3 protein-coding genes are annotated in these 3,080 nt (G+C 37.1%); all 3 read left to right on the forward strand.

The annotated features are described in order from the left end of the window. The first annotated feature begins 588 nt into the window (after window positions 1-588). Complete coding sequence (locus IEY48_RS20115) at window positions 589-1,014, forward strand: hypothetical protein (RefSeq protein ID WP_188923322.1); 426 nt, start codon at window positions 589-591, stop codon at window positions 1,012-1,014. Window positions 1,015-1,298: 284 nt separating this feature from the next. After that, window positions 1,299-1,859, forward strand: a complete 561-nt coding sequence (locus IEY48_RS20120) for a DUF922 domain-containing protein (RefSeq protein WP_188923323.1) — start codon at window positions 1,299-1,301, stop codon at window positions 1,857-1,859. Window positions 1,860-1,972: 113 nt separating this feature from the next. After that, complete coding sequence (locus IEY48_RS20125; RefSeq protein WP_188923324.1) at window positions 1,973-2,467, forward strand: hypothetical protein; 495 nt, start codon at window positions 1,973-1,975, stop codon at window positions 2,465-2,467. Window positions 2,468-3,080: the final 613 nt, after the last annotated feature.

Genomic DNA, 3,080 nt, shown 5'->3' on the forward strand with positions numbered 1-3,080 from the left:
CGGTAAATGAGCGCATCGAAAGCAACGATAAGAGTGAGAATGTTGTACAGAAAACTAAGGCCAAAAAGCCTTCGGTGAGCAGAGTATTGTCTTGACTCACCGGGAGCGTCCATATATGGCCATGTTCTGTTGCCATGTTCTGTTTTTTGTAGCTCAGCCGCCCCGTCCGTGGGACGGTCGCCTCGAAAACATCATAATTCACCTTATCGGCAATATCTTAATCTGCAGAAACTACAAAACTCGGTCAAAAATTAATAATGGCACGTTTAAATTCAAAAGAGAGTATAAGATCACTGCTAAGCCAAGGCGTCAAACAGATTGTGTGTCAATATCAGCAGTTCAAAAAACGTTCACGATCCACCCTGCTATTTGCCTATTCGTTCTCAAGTTTTGCTAACCCAAAGTCGATCATTATGATTTAATAATCCCATGCAAAGCTTTAGTGCAACAAGCATATTTAATACGGTTAAGGTTGCTGGCTTTACTACATAGTGCGCTAGTGGTATATATAAAGTTATAACTGCGGGTTAAACGCACTGTGAACCTTGGATTATAACAATGATGCGCTAAGTAAGAGGTAAAGGGAGTATGACTATTAAAGGAATAGCTGAATATGTTGGATACGCATTTTTGTATACAATGTTAATATTTGTAATGATTCAAATAGTATATTCGGTATCTGCGCCATCTTCAGCATTTGTATCTGAGAACGATTCATTTTCAACTTTGTTAAAATTGGGATTCCCTCATTTTATTGCAGTATCTATTGCTGCAGCATTAATTGGTTTATTAATTGTCAAGTATACGAGTGAAAATGTGATGCTCATTAGTTTTTTTATCAGCTTACCCATTTCGATAATAACATTCTTACTTTCAATAAGTAACCCTGAAAAAGTTGATGGGTATTTCATGGTTATTGGGATAAAAGATTCTTTAATCATGTTTATCATGCCGGCTATAGCGGTTTCTATAATGACGAAATTCAAGAAAAACAATATAAGGGTTAACATATAAAATTGATGCACTATCTTTATCTTTGAAGACTAGTGCATCAACTTTATATGAAAGTAATTACTACATCATGAAATATTCTTTCATATGTACCCACACTCATCCTCTCGGCCGTTTAACTGACTTTAATAAAAGGTAAGCCTATTGAAAGATTTGGCCAAAATAAAAATTTAAGAAGTGAGCCTAAACGAAAATATTATTTATAGTAAGTTTACAATTAATAATTAAGTCGTTCCTAAATCGGATTTCTGCCTCAGCTAAGGGTGAACCTAAATAAAAGGATGTCTATGAGATTTTTAATACTTGCACTGTTATTGATTTCATTCAATACACTATCTAAGGTGTCTATAATTGAAAAAACTATAGAGTACAAAGTTACTTCTAACTCGAAAGATACATTGTTATCCGCACTTAACTTATCAACACCAATTTCCATGAATGGTAAGCCATTTCATGGGTTAACAAATAACAGTATCAAGTGGACTATATCTTGGAAATCATTTCATAATAGATGTAGAGTCTTTAAAGTCACAACTAATTTGACAACTACCTATACTATGCCCAAATTAGAAACCGAATCAGGGGAAGTGCAAGCAGTTTGGGATGATTGGTACCCTTATCTTCTTTTACATGAGAAAGGACACGCTAAGCTAGGAAAGCTGTATGCAAATAAAGTATACCGCGGGTTGAAAGATATTAAACCAAATAAAGATTGTGAAAAGCTAACAGAGATAGCTGACTCTTTAGTGAAAGATTTAATAGAACAACTCTCTGATGCCAACGCTGAATATGATAGAGCGACTAACCACGGAGAAACTGAAAACGCTTGGATCTATCAACATTTGTAATAGGGACAAGAGACTGTTAGAAGTAAAAATCTAAATTCCAACTCACAATACTAAAGTAAATGCCTTAGGAGCTTTATTAAAAGCGTGCATTCACTTTTATTTCAACAGATGACTTGCCAGCAATTCACTCAAAGGTGTATGCGGAAGACCGTCTAATTAAACGTGGTAAACTAAGTGTCTGTGATGAAGCGATACGAGCCATTGACTACTACTTTCGGAATACCGAAAGGGTACTAGAAGAAGCTCTAAACCTATTACAAAACGAAGAAGCCAAAGAAACGCCGAACAGGCACATCAAAGAAAGTCTGATCATCCAGCTAATTCAGTATTTAAATCAATGTGCACTAACACTGCATTATGAAACTGGGATGAGGGTGATTAATTTGGATAGCTCAGATATTAATGCATACCGAGATGCTTTTTTTGAAACTCTCCATCTAACAAACTTCTTAGGTGGAGAGTTATCCCCCATAGTGAATCAAGTAGTTGAAACCCCATCAACTGAAAAATCCAACTCACAAGAGGATATACTGAACATGTTTGTTGCTGTATTAATCGGTCTAAAATCGCATTGGGTCATAAACGCGCCAGAACAAATAAGTCTGTAAAAAACCTTTAAAAACGACCGCTTAGACTCACTTTTGAATAGTGTGAGTTTGGGTTTTTCGAATAATGCCTAGTGGCCCTGCCACACGGATGGCATTAGAAAATCTATCACAAACTCTTGAAGTGTGATTGATGCGGTGTAATGTCTGTAACACGAAATGGGGCATAAACGAGTTAGTTGCCCCCTGTGTCAGGATAGTTGTTGTCTTAATTTAAAATGTTCAAATTCAACTCTGAACTTGAGGACGTTGAAGAAAATGACGTGAGTCCTGACATGGATGTCAGGCTAGTTTTCGAGGTACAGGATGTACCATCGGAAGCGTTAGCATTTTCGAATAAGGCCGAAGCTGTCTACAAACGAGGTCAAAAGCTGGATTTGACCACGTCGCGAAATTATCGTTTTTCAGATAATTTTGATGTGGCGGCTGGGAGTTCCAAGAGGGAACAGCCGTTGGTTTCCTCTTGGTCTGGTGTGGGTGAAGCGCCACGTGATGTGGTCAAGTAAATCTGTACACAAACAAGAGTTGCGTTTTAAGCAGCACTTTCAGCTGCTGTTGGGGTCATATAATTATTATAACTATGCCCGCGTTTTGTATTGTAGTGCTTCAATATATA

It is taken from the genome of Shewanella saliphila, from assembly GCF_014648295.1.
In the GTDB taxonomy this organism is placed as follows: domain Bacteria; phylum Pseudomonadota; class Gammaproteobacteria; order Enterobacterales; family Shewanellaceae; genus Shewanella; species Shewanella saliphila.